Below are 18,649 nucleotides of genomic sequence, written 5' to 3'. Positions count from 1 at the left end.
TGCCGCCCCATTGTGGGTGCGTGAGAGTGCTTAACAATGGACTTTGAGAAGCTTGCTGTTTGGCAGAGAAGCAAAGATTTGGCGGTAGCGATTTACACGCAGCAGAGGGTGTGCCGGGATCTTGGATTCAAGGATCAGATCACCCGGGCGGCACTTTCCGTTCCGTCGAATATCGCCGAAGGCATGGAGCGCAGAACGGCAAAAGAAAAGGTTCGCTATCTGTGTATTGCCAAGGCGTCCTGCGGTGAGTTGCGTACGCAGATCATCATCGGGGGAGAGGTAGGCTATCTGCCAAAGCCTTTGTCGAATGAGTGGATTTCAGAGACTCGTGAGCTTTCAAGAATGCTGAGCGGGTTGATCAACAAAATTTCTGACTAGTTGTATGCCGACAAGCTTGCCGCTTGAAGCTTACAGCTTGGAGCTTGAATGTAATGAGCCACCAATCTGATCTGATCAGCGAGGACATCCTCGCTTACCTGGCCCAGCACGAACGTAAAGAGCTGCTGCGCTTTCTCACCTGCGGTAACGTCGACGACGGCAAGAGCACCCTGATCGGGCGCCTGCTGCACGACTCGAAGATGATCTACGAAGACCATCTGGAAGCCATCACCCGCGATTCGAAGAAAGTCGGCACCACCGGTGACGACATCGACCTGGCGCTGCTGGTCGATGGCCTGCAGGCCGAGCGCGAGCAGGGCATCACCATCGATGTGGCCTACCGCTACTTCTCTACCGCCAAGCGCAAGTTCATCATCGCCGACACCCCGGGCCACGAGCAGTACACCCGCAACATGGCCACCGGTGCGTCGACCTGCGACCTGGCGATCATCCTCGTCGATGCCCGCTACGGCGTGCAGACCCAGACCCGCCGGCACAGCTACATTGCCTCGTTGCTGGGCATCAAGCACATCGTCGTCGCGGTCAACAAGATGGACCTCAAAGGCTTTGACGAGGGCGTGTTCGAGAGCATCAAGGCCGACTACCTGAAGTTCGCCGATGCCATCAACATGAGCCCGAGCAGCCTGCACTTCGTGCCGATGTCGGCGCTCAAGGGCGACAACGTGGTCAACCGCAGCGAGCGTTCGCCGTGGTACACGGGCCCGGCGCTGATGGAAATCCTTGAAACCGTCGAAGTTGCGGCCGACCGCAACTTCACCGACCTGCGTTTCCCGGTGCAGTACGTTAACCGCCCGAACCTGAACTTCCGTGGTTTTGCCGGTACCCTGGCCAGCGGCGTGGTGCACAAGGGCGATGAAATCGTCGTGCTGCCGTCGGGCAAGAGCAGCCGGGTCAAGTCCATTGTCACCTTCGAAGGTGAACTGGAAAACGCCGGCCCCGGCCAGGCCGTGACCCTGACCATGGAAGACGAGATCGACATCTCCCGTGGCGACCTGCTGGTGCATGCCGACAACGTCCCGCCGGTGACCGATCAGTTCGACGCCATGTTGGTGTGGATGGCTGAAGAGCCAATGTTGCCGGGCAAGAAATACGACATCAAGCGCGCCACCAGCTATGTGCCGGGCTCGATTGCCAGCATCGCCCACAAGGTCGATGTCAACACCCTGGAGCAGGGCGCTGCCAGTGCCCTGCAGCTCAACGAGATCGGCAAGGTCAAGGTCAGCCTCGACGCGCCGATTGCGCTGGACGGCTATGACAGCAACCGCACCACCGGCGCCTTCATCGTCATCGACCGCCTGACCAACGGCACCGTCGGCGCCGGCATGATCATCGCGCCACCGGTTGTGCCCCATGGCAGCGTCGGCCAGCACGGCAAACTGGCCCACGTGGACACCGCAGAACGTGCCCTGCGCTTCGGCCAGCAGCCGGCCACCGTGCTGTTCAGCGGCCTCTCGGGCGCGGGCAAGAGCACCCTGGCCTACGCCGTGGAGCGCAAGCTGTTCGACATGGGCCGTGCCGTGTATGTGCTCGATGGTCAGAACCTGCGTCACGACCTGAACAAGGGCCTGCCGCAGGACCGCGCCGGGCGTACCGAGAACTGGCGTCGTGCCGCGCACGTTGCGCGTCAGTTCAACGAAGCCGGCCTGCTGACCCTGGCCGCCTTCGTCGCCCCGGACGCCGAAGGCCGCGAACAGGCCAAGGCGCTGATCGGCAAGGAACGCTTGCTCACGGTCTATGTCCAGGCTTCGCCTCTGGCGTGCCGCGAGCGCGACCCGCAGGGCCTGTATGCCGCCGGCGGCGACAACATCCCGGGCGAAAGCTTCCCGTATGACGTACCGCTGGATGCGGACCTGGTGATCGACACCCAGAACGTCAGCCTGGAAGACGGCGTCAAGCAAGTGCTGGACCTGCTGCGCAAGCGTGGCGCGATCTAAGCGCTGGCGCTGAACAAAAAGCCCCACCTCGGTGGGGCTTTTTGTTGGCCGAATTCATCGCACGGTAGTGTTGGGCTTGCCCCGCGATGGGCCCTCATTTAGCCCACCTTCAGTCCAGGCCTGCCGTTGGCTACTCGCCACTCCAGGATCTGCTTCATAATTTTCTGCGGCGTTGGCTCCTGACCGCTGGCCGGGTAAAAAATCAGGTCCGAGCCCTCTGGATGTTCCGTCACTGCAATGAAGTGCTCAAGCAAGGTGTCCTGATAGAGTTCGTTGCCAGCGGCCTCGATAATGTTCTCGATCAACAATTCGAACTCGGTCGCCGTGTAATCAGCAAACCCGCTATGGAGCAGCATCATTGCGGATCACCATAGAGGCTGATGCATTGTTTGGGTGTCAGGATTCGCAGGTTGTCCAGGTCATACAGTGCACCGCCCTCGCTCGTTGGCACGATATGGCGCATTTCATAAGAACGGCGATTCTTGACCGTTTCTGAAAATGGCGCGCGGGGCGGATAGCCTTTCTGCATTCGGGCCAGGTTCGCTTGTGAGAAGGGAGAGGTGAAAGGCGCATCGGTGCTTAAGGTCATTCAGAACATCCCTTGGTTGTTGACGGTGGGCGCCAGTGAAATGCTTCCTGGTGCGTCTTGCGCACAGGATGCAGATTTACAGGTGGGGAAGTCTGTCGTGCGGGGTGGCAGTCGGAGTCAGGATTTTCTGAGCAGCGAGAAATTTGCTTCCTACAGGGCGATGTAGCGGGAAAATCGCGGGGCAAGCCCGCTCCCACATTGTAGGAGCGGGATTCGAACTCAGATGTGCTTTTCCGACACCGGAATCACCCGCTTCTCCTTCACCGCCTTGAACGAGAAGCTCGAGTAAATCTCCTTCACCCCGGGCAAGGTCTGCAGCACTTCGCGGGCAAACTCACCGAATGACTCAAGGTCGCGGGCAAGGATTTCCAGCAGGAAGTCATAGCGCCCGGAGATGTTGTGGCAGGCGACGATCTCGGGGATTTCCATCAGCCGCTGTTCGAAGGCGCGGGCCATTTCCTTGGTGTGCGAGTCCATCATGATGCTGACGAACGCGGTCACGCCAAAGCCCAGCGACTTGGGCGAAAGGATGGCCTGGTAGCCGATGATGTAGCCGGACTCTTCCAATAGCTTGATCCGTCGCCAGCACGGCGAGGTGGTCAGTGCGACCTGGTCGGCCAGCTCGGAAACCGTCAAGCGCGCGTTGTCTTGCAAGGCCGCGAGCAACGCTCGATCGGTGCGATCGATGGTTGTAGGCATGTTTTACCCTCCGTGGTCTGAAATCGTTGTTTTTATGTCAATAACCTTCCGCAAGGACGGCTACATTTGGAAAAAAATCAGCACCTCAGTGGCATAAGCTTATAACAAACCACTAGAGGCTGTTTGCCATGAGCGGCTCCAATAACAATTCAGGTTTTGCCACCCGCGCCATTCACCACGGTTACGATCCACTGGAACACAGTGGTGCCCTGGTGCCACCGATCTACCAGACCGCGACCTTTGCTTTTCCGACTGTCGAGTACGGTGCTGCCTGCTTCGCCGGGGAACAGGCAGGACATTTCTACAGCCGGATTTCCAACCCTACCTTGGCCCTGCTGGAACAACGCATGGCCTCGCTCGAAGGCGGCGAGGCCGGCCTGGCGCTGGCTTCGGGAATGGGCGCGATTACCGCGACCCTGTGGACCCTGCTGCGCCCCGGCGACGAGGTGCTGGTGGGGCGCACCCTGTACGGCTGCACCTTTGCCTTTTTACACCATGGTATCGGCGAGTTCGGGGTCAAGGTCCGGCATGTCGACATGAGCGACCTGCAGGCTGTCGCTGCGGCGATCAACGGCAATACCCGGGTGATCTATTTCGAAACCCCGGCCAACCCCAATATGCAAATGACCGATATCACTGCCGTGGCCGCGCTTGCGCACCAGCACGATATCAACGTGGTGGTCGACAACACCTACTGCACCCCGTACCTGCAGCGACCGCTTGAGCTGGGCGCCGACCTGGTGGTGCATTCGGCGACCAAATACCTCAGTGGCCATGGCGATATCACTGCTGGCCTGGTGGTGGGGCGCAAGGCGCTGGTGGATCGGATTCGTCTGGAAGGCTTGAAGGACATGACCGGTGCAGTGATGTCGCCCCATGACGCCGCCTTGCTGATGCGCGGGATGAAAACCCTGAACTTGCGCATGGAGCGCCACTGCAGCAATGCCCAGGCCATTGCCGAATTCCTCGAGCAACAGCCGGAAGTTGAAATGCTCAATTACCCCGGCCTGCCCGGCTTTGCACAATATGAGCTGGCGCAACGACAGATGCGTTTGCCTGGCGGCATGATCGCGTTCGAACTCAAGGGCGGCATCACTGCCGGCAGGCGTTTCATGAATGCCCTGCAGCTGTTCAGCCGTGCCGTCAGTCTTGGCGATGCCGAATCCCTGGCCCAGCACCCGGCAAGCATGACCCACTCCAGCTATACCCCAGAGGAGCGTGCGCAGTACGGCATTTCCGAAGGGCTGGTAAGACTTTCGGTGGGGCTGGAGGACATCGACGACCTGCTGGCGGATATTCAACAGGCGCTCAAGGCCTGCGCCTGAACCCTTCACGGACGAGGTCAATGCAATGGTGGCAATGATGAACCTTGTGCCTGGCGAAGGTGTGCTGCGGCGCCCGGGCGATCCGCAGCAGGACAGTGACCCGGAAGAGACCGCCGAGTGGCTGGACGCGCTGGATTCGACCCTGCTGCACTGCGGCCCGGAGCGTGCCCGCTTTCTACTCAAGCAACTGGAAGCTCACGCCCGTGAGCTGGGCCTGGAGCGTGAGGCGCAGGCCTTTTCGGCCTATCGCAATACTTTGTCGGTGGAGCAGCAGGGCGTTTATCCGGGTGATCTGGAGCTCGATGAGCGCATCACCAGCATCCTGCGCTGGAACGCCCTGGCCATGGTCATGCGGGCCAATCACGCCTATGGCGACCTCGGTGGGCACATCGCCAGTTATGCCTCGGCTGCAGAAATTTTCGAAGTTGGCTTTCAGCATTTTTTTCGCGGTGAGACGGGCGGCGAGCAACGTAGCGCTGACCTGGTGTTCTTCCAGCCGCATTCGGCGCCGGGCATTTATGCCCGGGCCTTCCTTGAAGGCCGTTTAAGCGAAGAGCAACTGGCCAGTTACCGGCAGGAGGTGGCCGGCAATGGCCTGTGTTCCTACCCGCACCCGTGGCTGATGCCGGACTTCTGGCAGTTTCCGACCGGCTCCATGGGCATCGGGCCGCTCAACGCGATCTACCAGGCGCGGTTCATGCGCTACCTGCACAACCGCCAGTTGCTCGATACCCGTGCCCGGCACGTCTGGGGCGTGTTCGGCGATGGCGAGATGGACGAGCCGGAGTCGATTGCCGGCCTGACCCTGGCCGCCCGCGAGCAATTGGATAACCTGACTTTCGTGGTCAACTGCAACCTGCAGCGCCTGGACGGCCCGGTGCGCGGCAATGGCCAGATCATCCAGGAGCTGGAGGCGCTGTTCAGTGGCGCGGGATGGAACGTGATCAAGGTGCTCTGGGGCTCGGAGTGGGACGCCCTGTTCGCCCGCGACACCGAACACGTGCTGTTGCGCCAGTTGGCGGCGACCCCCGACGGGCAGTTTCAGAACCTCGGGGCCAAGGATGGCGCCTACAACCTCGAGCACTTTTTCAATCAGCAACCGGCCTTGCAGAAACTGGTCGAGCACATGAGCTCGGCCGAGATCAATGCGTTAAAACGCGGTGGCCACGATTTTCGCAAACTGTACGCTGCCTTCGCCGCCGCCAAGGCCTGCAAAGGCCGGCCGACGGTGATTCTGGCCAAGACCAAGAAGGGCTACGGCATGAGCGCCGCCGGTGAATCGCGGATGACCGCGCACCAGGCCAAGAAGCTCGACGTGCAGGCGTTGCTGGCCTTTCGTGATCGTTTTCATTTGCCACTGTCGGACGCCGAGGTCGAACAGTTGCAGTTCTATCGCCCGGCCCCGGACAGCGCCGAAATGCGCTATCTGCGTGAGCGTCGCGCCGCCCTCGGTGGTCCGCTGCCTGCCCGGCGCAGTGAAGCGCGCCCGGTGTCGGTACCGCCGCTGGAGGCCATGGGCGGTTTCGCCCTGCAGGCCGACGGCAAGGAAATGTCCACCACCATGGCCGCAGTGCGCATGCTCAGTGCCTGGCTGAAGGCGCCGCAGTTGGGGCCGCGCGTGGTGCCGATAGTGGCCGATGAGGCGCGCACCTTCGGCATGGCCAGCCTGTTCCGCCAGATCGGCATCTACTCTCCCCTGGGGCAGTGCTATGAGCCGGAAGACGCAGGTTCGCTGCTGTCCTACAAGGAGGCGCGTGATGGCCAACTGCTGGAGGAGGGCATTACCGAGGCCGGGGCGATTTCTTCCTGGGTAGCGGCGGCAACGTCCTACGCGGTGCATGGCGAACCGATGCTGCCGGTGTACATCTATTACTCGATGTTCGGCTTCCAGCGCGTCGGTGATTTGATCTGGGCCGCCGCCGACCAACGCGCCCGTGGCCTGCTGCTGGGCGCCACTGCCGGGCGCACCACGCTGGGCGGGGAAGGATTGCAGCACCAGGACGGTTCAAGCCTGGTGATGGCCTCGATGGTGCCCAACTGCCGGGCCTGGGAGCCGTGCTTTGCTGGCGAGCTGGCGGTGATCCTCGAGTACGCGGCGCGGCGCATGCTCACTGAACAGCGCGATGAATTCCATTACGTCGCGGTGATGAACGAAAACTATCCACAGCCATCCCTGCCGGCGCAGGTGCATGAAGAGGTCTTGCGCGGCATGTACCGTTATGTCGAACAGCAGGTGCCGGCTGCCCAGGGGCGGGTGCGCCTGCTGGGCTCCGGGGCGATTCTGCGTGAAGTCATTGCTGCCAGTGAACTGCTGGCCAGCGACTGGCAGGTTGCCAGTGAAGTGTTCAGTGTCACCAGCTTCAGCGAGCTGGCGCGTGAGGCGCGAGATGTAGATCGCGCCGGCCGGTTGGGGCAGGGCAGTGCTGATCTGAGCCATGTGCAGCGCTGCCTGGACGGTGACGCGCCGGTGATTGCGGCAACCGACTACGTGCGGGCCTGGCCGCAATTGATTGCTGAATATGTACAAGCACCTTATATGACGCTTGGCACTGACGGCTTTGGCCGTAGCGATACCCGCCAGCAGCTGCGGCGGTTCTTCGAGGTCGATCGCTTCAGTATTGTTCTGGCCAGCTTGCACAGCCTGGTGCGCCAGGGAGGAGTTGAGCGGCGGGTGCTGGATGAGGCGCGGGAGAAGTACGGTTACCGGGAGGGGGAGGCGCCCTGGTATTGCTGAGGCTTACCGGGGCTACTGCGTAGCCCATCGCCGGCAAGTCCGGCTCCCACAAATGACCCTGTGGGAGCTGGCCTTGCCAGCGATCGAGCGCATAGCGCTCGCAATGCAGGCGACGCTGATAAAAAAGGCCCCTCACAGGGGCCTTTCCATTTGCTCAGCGCTTGAGCCCGTAATGCTCATCGAGCATGCCCGGTGCGTTGGGCGCTTTTGGTGCGTAGTCGCGCGGCACCTCGGTGTCCTTCGGCGGGGTCAGGCGATCACGCGCAGGCTGCACGGCTTCGGAGTGCAGGGCGGCCAGCAGGCGCTGGCGGGTAAGTTCGTCCAGGGCCAGGCGGTTGGCACCTTCGGCCAGGTGATCCTGGACGTCCTGGTAGCTTTGGGTCAGTTTCTTGACCAGCGCAGCCGTACTGTTGAAGTGAGTAACCACCTCATTCTGGTAGCTGTCGAAACGTTCCTGGATATCATCCAGCTGACGCTGGGTGCTGCTCGGTGCGGCATTGGGCAGCAGGCGGGCGACCAGGAAACCAACGACGACACCCACGACGAGGGCCAGGGTCGGCAACAACCAAACTAAGAGCGAGAGTTCCACGAGTCCTTCCTCTATAAACGGCTTTGCTTTACGTTAACGGCTCGGACCTGCGCTGTATACCGCGAACGATCGCAAATATCTCAGACAGAATCATTCAGCTAGACGAGTCGACCCTTTCCGAGGTCACGGAGTTTACCCTTGCTTATCCGCGAAACCCCCGTATTCATCGATGGCCCGGTCGGCCAACTGGAAGCCTTGTACCTCGATGTTGCCGACGCCCGTGGCGTCGTGCTGCTGTGCCATCCCAACCCGGTACAGGGTGGCACCATGATGAACAAGGTGGTGTCGATGCTGCAGCGCACCGCCCGCGATGCCGGCTACATCACCCTGCGTTTCAATTACCGCGGCGTTGGTCAGAGCGCTGGCAGCCACGACATGGGCAGCGGCGAAGTGGACGACGCCGAGGCAGCGCTCAGCTGGCTGCGCGAACAACACCCCGAGCTGCCGTTGACCCTGATGGGCTTTTCCTTCGGTGGCTTTGTCGCCGCCAGCCTCGGCGGTCGCCTGGAAGCCCAAGGCATCAAGCTCAAGCACCTGTTCATGGTTGCCCCGGCGGTGATGCGCCTGGGGGCCAACCCTGTGCCCCGGCACGGCGAGCTCAGCGTGATCCAGCCGGAAACCGACGAAGTGATCGATCCGCAGATCGTCTACGATTGGTCCGACGCACTGCCGCGCCCCCATGAGCTGCTGAAAGTGGCAGAATGCGGACACTTTTTCCATGGCAAGCTCACCGACCTCAAGGACCTGGTGCTGCCACGCCTTTCGAACTGATACAAGCCTGATAAGCGATTACCCATGACTACGCGCATCCTTACCGGTATCACCACCACGGGCACGCCTCACCTGGGCAACTACGCCGGTGCCATCCGCCCGGCGATCCTCGCCAGCCGTGAACCGGGTGTCGACTCGTTCTATTTTCTGGCCGACTACCACGCCCTGATCAAGTGCGATGACCCGCAGCGCATCCAGCGCTCGCGTCTGGAAATCGCCGCGACCTGGCTGGCCGGTGGCCTGGACCCGGAACGTGTAACTTTCTATCGCCAGTCCGATATCCCGGAAATCCCCGAGCTGACCTGGCTGCTGACCTGCGTTGCGGCCAAGGGCCTGCTCAACCGCGCGCATGCCTACAAGGCGTCGGTGGACAAGAACGTCGAGAACGGTGAAGACCCGGATGCCGGCATCAGCATGGGCCTGTACAGCTACCCGGTACTGATGGCCGCCGACATCCTGATGTTCAACGCCAACAAGGTGCCGGTCGGCCGCGACCAGATCCAGCACGTGGAGATGGCCCGCGACATCGGCCAGCGCTTCAACCACCTGTTCGGCCAGGGCAAGGAATTCTTTGCCATGCCCGAAGCGCTGATCGAGGAAAGCGTCGCCACGCTGCCGGGCCTGGACGGTCGCAAGATGTCCAAGAGCTACGACAACACCATCCCGTTGTTCACCAGCGCCAAGGACATGAAGGATGCCATCTCGCGCATCGTTACCGACTCCCGCGCCCCGGGCGAAGCCAAGGACCCTGACAACTCGCACCTGTTCACCCTGTTCCAGGCCTTCGCTACCGCCTCCCAGGCCGATGAGTTCCGCAGCGAACTGCTGCAGGGCCTGGGTTGGGGCGAAGCCAAGCAGCGCCTGTTCCAGCTGCTCGATGGCCAGCTGAGCGAGCCACGCGAGCGTTATCACCAGCTGATCAGCCGCCCGGCCGACCTCGAGGACATCCTCCTGGCCGGTGCGCAGAAAGCCCGCAAGGTGGCCACGCCGTTCCTTGAGCAACTGCGTGAAGCGGTCGGGCTGCGCTCGTTCCGCAACGTCGAGCAGGCGACTGCCCAGGTCAAGAAGAAGGCGGCCAAGACCGCGCGCTTCGTCAGCTTCCGCGAAGACGACGGCAGCTTCCGCTTCCGTCTGCTGGCCGCCGATGGCGAGCAGTTGCTGTTGTCGCGTAACTTCGCCGACGGCAAGACCGCGGGTGCCGTGAGCAAGCAATTGCAGCAGGGCGCAGAGCTCGACGTGCGTCACGAAGGCCTGGGCTTCAGCCTGTGGCTGGAGGGCGAGTGTGTCGGCGATGGTCCGCAATTCGCCGATGCGGCTGCTCGCGACAGCGCCATCGAAACCCTGCGCGCGGCCCTGGTGCCCCAGCAGGACTGAACGGCTTATCGGAAGTCTGATTGCCATTATCCCGGGCCGTCGCTACAGTGACGGCCCGTTTTTGTTACCTTGCTAACGAATTATGACGCCCCTAGAACGATATCAAGCAGATCTGAAACGTCCCGAATTCTTCCATGACGCGGCGCAGGAAACTGCAGTGCGTCATCTGCAGCGCCTGTACGACGATCTGATCGCGGCGCAGAACAACAAGCCGGGCGTGTTCGGCAAGTTGTTCGGCAAGAAGGGCCAGGCACCGGTCAAGGGCTTGTACTTCTGGGGTGGGGTAGGCCGCGGCAAGACCTACCTGGTCGATACTTTTTTTGAGGCGCTGCCGTTCAAGCAGAAGGTGCGCACGCACTTCCACCGCTTCATGAAGCGCGTCCACGAGGAAATGAAAACCCTCAAGGGCGAGAAGAACCCGCTGACCATCATCGCCAAGCGCTTCTCCGACGAGGCGCGGGTGATCTGCTTCGACGAGTTCTTCGTCTCCGACATTACCGACGCGATGATCCTCGGCACCCTGATGGAGGAGCTGTTCAAGAACGGCGTGACCCTGGTGGCCACCTCCAACATCGTCCCTGACGGCCTGTACAAGGACGGCCTGCAGCGCGCGCGCTTCCTGCCGGCGATTGCCCTGATCAAGCAGAACACCGAGATCGTCAACGTCGACAGCGGCGTCGACTATCGCCTGCGTCATCTGGAACAAGCCGAGCTGTTCCACTTCCCGCTCGACGAAGCGGCCCACGAAAGTCTGCGCAAGAGCTTCAAGGCGCTGACCCCTGAGTGTACCCAGGCGGTCGAGAACGATGTGCTGGTGATCGAGAACCGCGAAATCCGCGCCCTGCGTACCTGTGACGACGTGGCCTGGTTCGAATTCCGCGAACTGTGCGACGGCCCGCGCAGCCAGAACGACTACATCGAACTGGGCAAGATCTTCCATGCCGTGCTGCTTAGCGGCGTCGAACAGATGAGCGTGGCCACCGACGACATCGCCCGGCGCTTCATCAACATGGTCGACGAGTTCTATGACCGCAACGTCAAACTGATCATCTCGGCCGAGGTTGAACTCAAGGACCTGTACACCGGTGGTCGCCTGACCTTCGAATTCCAGCGCACCCTGAGCCGTTTGCTGGAAATGCAGTCCCACGAATTCCTGTCACGGGCGCATAAGCCTTAAAAGCAGCTGCAAGTTTCAAGCTTCAAGCTGCAAGCAGGATCAAGAGCCGACCGCGTGCTGCTTTTGATCCTGCTCTTACTTGAAGCTTGTAGCTTGAAGCTGCGCATAAACCTTAAACGCAGCTCCAAGTTGCAAGCTGCAAGCAGGATCAAGAGCCGACCGCGCGCTGCTCTTGATCTCGCTCTTACTTGCCGCTTGTAGCTTATAGCTTGCCGCTGGGGAGGCCCTTCAGGCCTCCTGCATAAACTGCTGCCGATACTGATTCGGCGACAACTCCGTGTGCTGCCTGAACAACCGGGCAAAGAAACTCGCATCGTCATAGCCAACTTCATAGCTGATGGTCTTGATGCTCTTGCGCGTGCCCGACAGCAAGCCCTTGGCCGTTTCGATCCGCAGCCGCTGCAGGTAGTGCAGAGGCTTGTCGCCGGTGGCGCTCTGGAAGCGGCGCATGAAGTTGCGAATGCTCATGCCGTGGTTGCGGGCCACGTCCTCGAAGCGGAACTTGTCGGCGAAGTGCTCTTCGAGCCAGTGCTGGATCTGCAGGATGATCAGGTCCTGGTGCAGTTTCTGCCCGCCAAAGCCCATGCGCCCCGGGGTGTAGTTGCGCTGCACTTCGTAGAGGATGTCGCGGGCCACCGCTTGCGCGACATTGGCCCCGCAGAACCGCTCGATCAAGTAGATGTACAGGTCGCAGGCCGAGGTGGTGCCGCCGGCGCAGTAGAGGTTGTCGGCGTCGGTCAGGTGCTTGTCCTGGTTGAGGCTGACCTTGGGGAAGCGTTCTTCGAACTGGCTGAAAAAGCGCCAGTAGGTGGTCGCTTCCTTGCCGTCGAGCAGGCCGGCTTCGGCCAGCCAGAACACGCCACTGGCCTCGCCGCAGAGCACGGCGCCGCGGGCGTGTTGCTCGCGTAGCCAGGGCAGCACTTGCGGGTAGCGCTGGCAGAGGGCATCGAAATCGTCCCAGAACGCCGGCAGGATGATGATGTCGGCCTGTTCCAGGCCGCTGTCGACCGGCAGCAGCACTTCGCTGAAACTGCGCACAGGTTGGCCGTCAGGGCTCACCAGGCGGGTTTCGAACATCGGCTGCAGGCCCAGGCCCAACTGCTTGCTGTAGCGCAGGCTGGCGAGGTGGAAGAAATCCTTGGCCTGCATCAGGGTCGATGCGAAGACGTTGTCGATGGCCAGGATACTGACGCGCCGCAAGGACGCCGTGGGTTGGGTAAACATCATTTTCTTTATTCTTATAGGGTAGAGTGGTCAATCACCGGCTGGATCGTCTTATTTTTTGGCGATTGTGTCTACCCTCGGTTCCCACCTTGTTGGTGGGAACCGGGAGCGCGTCTCAGGGTGCGGGGTTGGGCTGGTCCTGATGGATGGCTTCGATGGCCGCGAGCAGCTCGTCGCTGAGCTTGAGGTCGGCGCTTGCCAGGTTGCTGTCCAGTTGCTCAAGGGTCGTGGCGCCGATGATGTTGCTGGTTACGAACGGCTGACGGGTGACGAAGGCCAGGGCCATCTGTGCCGGGTCCAGGCCGTGGTCGCGGGCCAGCTTCACGTAGCGGCTGCAGGCGGCCACGGTTTGCGGGTTGGAATAGCGCGAGAAGCGACTGAACAGGGTCAGGCGGCCCTCGGCCGGGCGTGCGCCGTTTTCGTATTTGCCCGAGAGCATGCCGAAGGCCAGGGGCGAGTAGGCCAGCAGGCCACACTGTTCGCGGATGGCGATTTCCGCCAGGCCCACTTCGAAGCTGCGGTTGAGCAGGTTGTAGGGGTTCTGGATCGATACCGCCCGGCTCCAGCCGCGGCTTTCGGCCAACTGCAGGAATTTCATGGTGCCCCACGGGGTTTCGTTGGACAGGCCAATGTGACGGATCTTGCCGGCCCTGACCTGCTCGTCGAGTACTTCGAGGGTTTCTTCCAGCGGGGTGAACAGGTCCTGCGGCGCGTGCTGGTAACCCAGCTTGCCGAAGAAGTTGGTGCTGCGCTCGGGCCAGTGCAACTGGTAGAGGTCGATCCAGTCGGTCTGCAGGCGCTTGAGGCTGTCGTCCAGGGCGGCGACGATGTGCTGGCGGTTGTGCTTGAGCAGGCCGTCGCGAATATGGTTGATGCCGTTGCCGGGCCCTGCCACCTTGCTGGCCAGGATCCACTGGGCGCGATCACCGCGCTGCTTGAACCAGTTGCCGATGATGCGCTCGGTGGCGGCGTAGGTTTCCGGGCGGGGAGGGACGGGGTACATCTCGGCCGTATCGATGAAATTGATCCCGGCGGCCTTGGCCCGTTCGATCTGGGCGAAGGCCTGGGCCTGGTCGTTCTGCTCGCCCCAGGTCATGCTGCCAAGGCACAGGGCGCTGACGTTGAGGTCGGTTCGGCCCAGCTGGCGATAGTCCATTCGGCTGCTTCCTGTCTAAAAGAAGCATAAAAGCAGGTTGAATTTTTTTTCGCAATCTGGATAATTCAGCCCCTCTCCGTGCAGCGGAAGTGATGCCCCGCTCCATAGAAGAACCCTGCCGAATATTGGACGCGCTGACCCGAGCCCCCGATAGCGTCCGTGTGCGGCTGTGTCCTTGACTTGTCAAGGTGCGCACTATCCAGTAAGATCTGCCGTCTTATTTTCGCTGGGCGGCCCCTGAGGCTATAAAGAATGAAAACTTTTACTGCTAAACCGGAAACAGTAAAGCGCGACTGGTTCGTCGTTGACGCTGCTGGCAAGACCCTGGGTCGTCTGGCCACTGAGATCGCGAGCCGTCTGCGTGGCAAGCACAAGCCAGAGTACACTCCTCACGTTGACACCGGCGACTACATCGTCGTCATCAACGCCGAGCAGGTTCGTGTCACTGGTGCCAAGACTTCGGACAAAATGTACTACTCCCACTCCGGCTTCCCGGGCGGTATCAAGGAAATCAACTTCGAGAAGTTGATCGCCAAGGCCCCAGAGCGCGTGATCGAGACCGCGGTTAAGGGCATGCTGCCTAAGAACCCACTGGGTCGCGACATGTACCGTAAGCTGAAAGTCTATGCGGGCGCTACTCACCCTCATACTGCTCAGCAGCCCCAAGAACTGAAGATTTAACGGAATAGTTCATTATGTCGGCGACTCAAAATTACGGCACTGGCCGTCGCAAGACCGCAACCGCTCGCGTTTTCCTGCGTCCAGGTACCGGTAACATCTCCATCAACAACCGTTCTCTGGACGTGTTCTTCGGTCGTGAAACCGCGCGCATGGTAGTACGCCAGCCGCTGGAACTGACCGAGACCACCGAAAAGTTCGACATCTACGTCACCGTTATCGGTGGTGGTGTCAGCGGCCAGGCCGGTGCAATCCGTCACGGTATCACCCGTGCACTGATGGACTACGACGAAACCCTGCGTGGCGCTCTGCGCAAAGCTGGCTACGTCACCCGCGACGCTCGTGAAGTCGAGCGTAAGAAAGTGGGTCTGCGTAAAGCACGTAAGCGTCCTCAGTACTCCAAGCGTTAATTTCGCTTCGGTGTTCAAAAAAAGCCCGGTTCCTGGTGGAACCGGGCTTTTTTTATGTCTTGAATAACTATGCTGTTGTTTGCTGTGACAACTTGCCGCATAGACGCAAGTCAAGAGTTACAAGGGATAGCGGGGTGGCACAAGGCTAATCACCTTGTCAGAGAAGGGTCTTTTCATTACCATGCGGCAAATTTTTAGCAGTTCAGAAATTACTTAGTAGATGCCTGTTGCAACAGGCCATAAAGCTGATGGGAGAGGACTGAATGAGCAATGACGGCGTCAATGCAGGCCGGCGTCGCTTCCTCGTAGCAGCCACGTCCGTGGTGGGTGCTGCAGGAGCGGTGGGGGCTGCGGTCCCGTTCGTAGGGTCATGGTTCCCCAGTGCCAAGGCGAAAGCCGCAGGTGCACCGGTGAAGGTCAATATCGCCAAGGTAGAGCCTGGTCAGCAGATGATTGCTGAGTGGCGCGGCCAACCGGTGTTCATCGTCCGTCGTACCGAGGAGATTCTCGGTAACCTCAAGAAGATCACCGGCGACCTCTCCGACCCAGAGTCCAAGGCTTCGGTTCAACCCACCTACGTCGATCCGTCGAACCGCTCGATCAAGCCGGAAATCCTCGTGCTGGTCGGCCTGTGCACCCACTTGGGCTGCTCGCCGACGTTCCGCCCGGAAGTGGCACCTGTCGACCTGGGTCCGAAGTGGGTCGGTGGCTATTTCTGCCCGTGCCACGGTTCCCACTACGACCTGGCTGGCCGCGTCTACAAATCCCAGCCGGCGCCGCTCAATCTGCCAGTGCCGCCGCACTCTTATGAGTCGGACGACATAATTGTCGTCGGCGTCGATCAGGAGAACGCGTGATGAGTAAGTTCATGGACTGGGTTGACGCCCGCTTCCCCGCGACCAAGATGTGGGAAGACCACCTCAGCAAGTATTACGCACCGAAGAACTTCAACTTCTTCTACTTCTTCGGCTCCCTGGCCCTGCTGGTCCTGGTCAACCAGATCGTCACCGGCGTCTGGCTGACCATGAGCTTCACCCCTTCGGCCGAAGAGGCGTTCGCCTCGGTCGAATACATCATGCGTGACGTCGAATACGGCTGGATCCTGCGCTACCTGCACTCCACCGGCGCCTCGGCGTTCTTCATCGTCGTCTACCTGCACATGTTCCGCGGCCTGCTGTACGGCTCGTACCAGAAGCCTCGCGAGCTGGTCTGGGTGTTCGGTATGCTGATCTACCTGGCGCTGATGGCCGAAGCCTTCATGGGCTACCTGCTGCCATGGGGCCAGATGTCCTACTGGGGTGCCCAGGTGATCATTTCGCTGTTCGGTGCCATTCCGGTGATCGGCGATGACCTGACCCAGTGGATCCGTGGTGACTACCTGATCTCCGGCATCACTCTGAACCGCTTCTTCGCCCTGCACGTGGTAGCCCTGCCGATCGTCATTCTCGGCCTGGTGGTGCTGCACATCCTGGCGCTGCACGAAGTCGGTTCGAACAACCCTGATGGCGTCGACATCAAGAAGCACAAGGACGAGAACGGCGTGCCGCTGGACGGTATCGCATTCCACCCTTACTACACCGTGAAGGATATCGTCGGCGTCGTCGTGTTCCTCTTCGTGTTCTGCGCCATCGTGTTCTTCTTCCCGGAAATGGGTGGTTACTTCCTGGAAAAACCGAACTTCGAACAGGCCAACGCCTTCAAGACCCCTGAGCACATTGCCCCGGTCTGGTACTTCACTCCGTTCTACGCAATCCTGCGGGCGGTGCCGGACAAGCTCCTGGGCGTAATCGCCATGGGCGCCGCGATTGCCGTGCTGTTCGTCCTGCCGTGGCTGGATCGCAGCCCGGTCAAGTCCATGCGCTACAAGGGCTGGATGAGCAAAGTCTGGCTGCTGGTGTTCTGTATCTCGTTCGTGATCCTCGGCGTGCTCGGCGTTCTGGCGCCTACCCCGGGTCGTACGCTGCTGTCGCAGGTATGCACCTTCCTGTATTTCGCCTACTTCCTTCTGATGCCGTTCTACACCCGGCTCGAGAAGACCAAACCGGTTCCGGAAAGGGTGACTGGCTGATGAAAAAGCTATTTGCAGTATTGATTCTGGCAGTGATGCCCGCGTTCACCTTCGCCGCCGAGACTGGCCTGGTGCTGGACAAAGTCGATATCGACCTCGCTGACAAAGCCGCCATGCAGGACGGCGCGCGCACCTTCGCCAACTATTGCATGGGTTGCCACAGCGCCAAGTTCCAGCGTTACGAGCGAGTGGCTGACGACCTGGGTATTCCTCACGAGCTGATGCTCGAGAAGCTGGTATTCACCGGTGCCAAGATTGGCGACCACATGAAGATCGGCATGAAGCCTGAAGATGCCAAGACCTGGTTCGGTGCCGCACCGCCCGACCTGACCCTGGTTGCCCGGGTGCGTGGCACCGACTGGCTGTATAGCTACCTGCGCAGTTTTTATGAAGACAAGTCGCGTCCGTACGGGGTGAACAACAAGGTCTTCCCGAACGTCGGCATGCCTAACGTGCTGGTTGGCCTGCAAGGCAACCAGGTGATTGGCTGCAAGCAAGTGCAGACCGTGGTCGATGGCAAGAAGCAATATGACCCGCTGACCGGCTCGCCGTTGACCCATGAAGCATGTGACCAGCTGACCGTGGAGCCGAAATCCGGTACCCTGACGCCAGAGCAGTTCGACGAGAAGGTCAAGAACCTGGTGACCTTCCTGGCCTATTCGGCCAACCCGGTCAAACTGGAAAGCCAGCGCATCGGTACCTATGTGCTGCTGTATCTGGCCTTCTTCTTCGTATTCGCTTACCTGCTCAAGCGCGAATACTGGAAGGACGTGCACTGATCACGCAGTAGTTTCTGGTAGTTGAACGCGCCCTGGGGCGCCTCTGGATTCACAGGGGCGCTCGCAGGGCGCGTTTGCATTTGCAGCATTTATAAATTCATACGCGAGGAGGACCACTATGGGCGTGACCAACCGGTTAGCCTGCTACTCCGACCCCGCTGACCATTATTCTCATCGGGTGCGCATCGTTCTCGCCGAGAAGGGTGTCAGTGTCGAGATCATCAACGTCGATCCTGGTCGCCTGCCGCCCAAGCTGGTTGAAGTGAACCCCTATGGCAGCGTGCCAACCCTGGTCGATCGCGACCTGGCGTTGTACGAGTCCACCGTGGTGATGGAATACCTCGATGAACGTTACCCGCACCCGCCGCTGTTGCCGGTGTATCCGGTGGCGCGGGCCAACAGCCGCCTGCTGATCCACCGTATCCAGCGCGACTGGTGTGCACTGGTCGACCTGATACTCGACCCGCGCAGCAAGGAGCCGGCCCGCGTGCAGGCGCGCAAGGAGCTGCGCGAGAGCCTGACCGGGGTGTCGCCATTGTTTGCCGACAAGCCTTGTTTCCTCAGTGAGGAGCAAAGTCTGGTCGATTGTTGTCTATTGCCCATACTCTGGCGTTTGCCGGTGTTGGGTATCGAATTGCCGCGGCCGGCCAAGCCGTTGCTCGACTACATGGAGCGACAGTTTGCCCGCGAAGCCTTTCAGGCAAGCCTGTCCGCTGCTGAACGTGAAATGCGCTAGGTTTTAA

Annotated in this window: 18 protein-coding genes and 1 pseudogene; 13 read left to right on the top strand and 6 right to left on the bottom strand. The window is 60.7% G+C overall.

Annotated features, from left to right (window positions below; genetic code table 11):
- Positions 1 to 36: 36 nt before the first annotated feature.
- Together ABIE20_RS05470 and cysN are read left to right on the top strand one after the other, a co-directional pair.
- The gene (locus ABIE20_RS05470) at positions 37 to 378 is read left to right on the top strand and encodes a four helix bundle protein (protein ID WP_429503434.1); all 342 of its coding nucleotides are present in this window, start codon (positions 37 to 39) and stop codon (positions 376 to 378) included.
- A 53-nt stretch (positions 379 to 431) separates the two neighbouring features.
- Positions 432 to 2,333, top strand: coding sequence for a sulfate adenylyltransferase subunit CysN (gene cysN / locus ABIE20_RS05465; RefSeq protein WP_429503432.1), 1,902 nt, complete (start codon positions 432 to 434; stop codon positions 2,331 to 2,333).
- Between the two features lie 98 nt (positions 2,334 to 2,431).
- Here the strand turns inward: cysN and ABIE20_RS05460 are convergent, their stop codons facing one another.
- From ABIE20_RS05460 to ABIE20_RS05450, 3 genes are all read right to left on the bottom strand, one after another.
- Positions 2,432 to 2,692, bottom strand: coding sequence for a bacteriocin immunity protein (locus ABIE20_RS05460; RefSeq protein WP_429503430.1), 261 nt, complete (start codon positions 2,690 to 2,692; stop codon positions 2,432 to 2,434).
- Positions 2,689 to 2,922 carry a hypothetical protein gene (locus ABIE20_RS05455; RefSeq protein ID WP_429503428.1) on the bottom strand — a complete coding sequence of 78 codons (234 nt, stop codon included), beginning with the start codon at positions 2,920 to 2,922 and terminating at the stop codon, positions 2,689 to 2,691. The genes ABIE20_RS05460 and ABIE20_RS05455 overlap by 4 nt, the downstream gene beginning before the upstream one ends.
- Positions 2,923 to 3,141: 219 nt before the next feature.
- Positions 3,142 to 3,621 (bottom strand): Lrp/AsnC family transcriptional regulator, encoded by a 480-nt coding sequence (locus ABIE20_RS05450; RefSeq protein ID WP_429503426.1) that lies wholly within the window; start codon positions 3,619 to 3,621, stop codon positions 3,142 to 3,144.
- A gap of 128 nt (positions 3,622 to 3,749) precedes the next feature.
- Between ABIE20_RS05450 and ABIE20_RS05445 the strand changes: the two genes are divergently transcribed.
- Both ABIE20_RS05445 and mdeB read left to right on the top strand, forming a co-directional pair.
- Complete coding sequence (locus ABIE20_RS05445) at positions 3,750 to 4,946, top strand: methionine gamma-lyase (protein WP_429503424.1); 1,197 nt, start codon at positions 3,750 to 3,752, stop codon at positions 4,944 to 4,946.
- Positions 4,947 to 4,983: 37 nt separating this feature from the next.
- Entirely contained in the window at positions 4,984 to 7,680 is a 2,697-nt protein-coding gene (gene mdeB / locus ABIE20_RS05440; protein ID WP_429503422.1) for an alpha-ketoglutarate dehydrogenase, read from the top strand.
- A gap of 154 nt (positions 7,681 to 7,834) precedes the next feature.
- Here the strand turns inward: mdeB and ABIE20_RS05435 are convergent, their stop codons facing one another.
- Positions 7,835 to 8,269, bottom strand: coding sequence for a YhcB family protein (locus ABIE20_RS05435; protein WP_038998843.1), 435 nt, complete (start codon positions 8,267 to 8,269; stop codon positions 7,835 to 7,837).
- Positions 8,270 to 8,401: 132 nt separating this feature from the next.
- Here ABIE20_RS05435 and ABIE20_RS05430 point away from each other — a divergent pair.
- The 3 genes and pseudogenes from ABIE20_RS05430 to zapE form a co-directional block, all read left to right on the top strand.
- Positions 8,402 to 9,040, top strand: a pseudogene (locus ABIE20_RS05430) (alpha/beta hydrolase); the annotation flags it as partial.
- 24 nt (positions 9,041 to 9,064) lie between these two features.
- Positions 9,065 to 10,414 carry a tryptophan--tRNA ligase gene (locus tag ABIE20_RS05425; RefSeq protein WP_429503420.1) on the top strand — a complete coding sequence of 450 codons (1,350 nt, stop codon included), beginning with the start codon at positions 9,065 to 9,067 and terminating at the stop codon, positions 10,412 to 10,414.
- Between the two features lie 82 nt (positions 10,415 to 10,496).
- Complete coding sequence (gene zapE / locus ABIE20_RS05420; protein ID WP_429503418.1) at positions 10,497 to 11,591, top strand: cell division protein ZapE; 1,095 nt, start codon at positions 10,497 to 10,499, stop codon at positions 11,589 to 11,591.
- A gap of 228 nt (positions 11,592 to 11,819) precedes the next feature.
- Here zapE and ABIE20_RS05415 read toward each other — a convergent pair whose 3' ends face one another.
- Both ABIE20_RS05415 and ABIE20_RS05410 read right to left on the bottom strand, forming a co-directional pair.
- Positions 11,820 to 12,740 carry a GlxA family transcriptional regulator gene (locus tag ABIE20_RS05415; protein ID WP_429503691.1) on the bottom strand — a complete coding sequence of 307 codons (921 nt, stop codon included), beginning with the start codon at positions 12,738 to 12,740 and terminating at the stop codon, positions 11,820 to 11,822.
- Positions 12,741 to 12,930: 190 nt separating this feature from the next.
- Positions 12,931 to 13,971 (bottom strand): NADP(H)-dependent aldo-keto reductase, encoded by a 1,041-nt coding sequence (locus ABIE20_RS05410; protein WP_429503416.1) that lies wholly within the window; start codon positions 13,969 to 13,971, stop codon positions 12,931 to 12,933.
- A gap of 252 nt (positions 13,972 to 14,223) precedes the next feature.
- On the opposite strand from ABIE20_RS05410, the gene rplM reads away from it, so the two are divergent.
- The 6 genes from rplM (at position 14,224) to ABIE20_RS05380 (ending at position 18,642) form a co-directional block, all read left to right on the top strand.
- Positions 14,224 to 14,652, top strand: a complete 429-nt coding sequence (gene rplM / locus ABIE20_RS05405; RefSeq protein ID WP_010220758.1) for a 50S ribosomal protein L13 — start codon at positions 14,224 to 14,226, stop codon at positions 14,650 to 14,652.
- Between the two features lie 14 nt (positions 14,653 to 14,666).
- On the top strand, positions 14,667 to 15,059 hold the full coding sequence (gene rpsI / locus ABIE20_RS05400) for a 30S ribosomal protein S9 (protein WP_038998850.1): 393 nt from the start codon (positions 14,667 to 14,669) through the stop codon (positions 15,057 to 15,059).
- Between the two features lie 263 nt (positions 15,060 to 15,322).
- Positions 15,323 to 15,916 carry a ubiquinol-cytochrome c reductase iron-sulfur subunit gene (gene petA, locus ABIE20_RS05395; RefSeq protein ID WP_010220763.1) on the top strand — a complete coding sequence of 198 codons (594 nt, stop codon included), beginning with the start codon at positions 15,323 to 15,325 and terminating at the stop codon, positions 15,914 to 15,916.
- Positions 15,916 to 17,127 (top strand): cytochrome b, encoded by a 1,212-nt coding sequence (locus ABIE20_RS05390; protein WP_045197292.1) that lies wholly within the window; start codon positions 15,916 to 15,918, stop codon positions 17,125 to 17,127. Before petA ends, ABIE20_RS05390 begins: the two co-directional genes overlap by 1 nt.
- Positions 17,127 to 17,906 carry a cytochrome c1 gene (locus ABIE20_RS05385; protein WP_429503413.1) on the top strand — a complete coding sequence of 260 codons (780 nt, stop codon included), beginning with the start codon at positions 17,127 to 17,129 and terminating at the stop codon, positions 17,904 to 17,906. The genes ABIE20_RS05390 and ABIE20_RS05385 overlap by 1 nt, the downstream gene beginning before the upstream one ends.
- A gap of 118 nt (positions 17,907 to 18,024) precedes the next feature.
- Positions 18,025 to 18,642, top strand: a complete 618-nt coding sequence (locus ABIE20_RS05380; protein WP_010220766.1) for a glutathione S-transferase N-terminal domain-containing protein — start codon at positions 18,025 to 18,027, stop codon at positions 18,640 to 18,642.
- Positions 18,643 to 18,649: the final 7 nt, after the last annotated feature.

The organism is Pseudomonas sp. 2835, from assembly GCF_050435905.1.
Classification (GTDB): domain Bacteria; phylum Pseudomonadota; class Gammaproteobacteria; order Pseudomonadales; family Pseudomonadaceae; genus Aquipseudomonas.
The sequence above is the reverse complement of the archived record's forward strand: the minus strand, read 5'-3'. Positions and strand labels throughout refer to the sequence as shown.